General features: G+C 56.7%; 1 protein-coding gene. It reads left to right on the forward strand.

Annotated features, from left to right (window positions below; all coding sequences use genetic code 11):
- Positions 1-503 (forward strand): transposase (locus AAEZ09_RS27895; protein ID WP_502947601.1); only part of this gene is annotated, 503 nt, incomplete at both ends.

Consider the following 503-nt stretch of genomic DNA (forward strand, 5'->3'; position numbering starts at 1 on the left):
CTGCAGGCGACCGGAACCACTTCACCGTTGCTGATTGAGGACGAAGAAGAGGCTATCGCGATGTTTGGCAGGCGCATTGAGCGGTTTAGGCAAGCTGGGCGAGAAATCATCGCCAGCTGTCCAATATTGCAGAGCCAATTCGATCACATGGTGGCGGCGCCTGGGATGGGGGATGTTTCGACATTTGCCGTGCTGGCTGAGCTGGCGCCCCTGCCAGTGACACTTAAAGCCCCGCAGGTAAGTCGTTATGCGGGGCTGGACGTACGACTAAACCAGTCCGGGACGAGCATTGACAAGCCCGGACGCCTTAGTAAGGCAGGCAATGCCTACTTGCGATCGGCGATGTTCATGCCGGCCATGTCAGCGATTCGCAGCGACCCGAATGTGAAGGCTTTTTATGATGCGTTGATCGCACGCGGAAAGCGAAAAATGCAGGCCATCTGCGCGGTTATGCGCAAATACCTGACAGGCTTGTGGGCGTGCATACGCGCAGGAGAAGATTT

This window comes from Pseudomonas sp. 65/3-MNA-CIBAN-0223, from assembly GCF_040310425.1.
Taxonomy (GTDB): Bacteria; Pseudomonadota; Gammaproteobacteria; order Pseudomonadales; family Pseudomonadaceae; genus Aquipseudomonas; species Aquipseudomonas gregormendelii.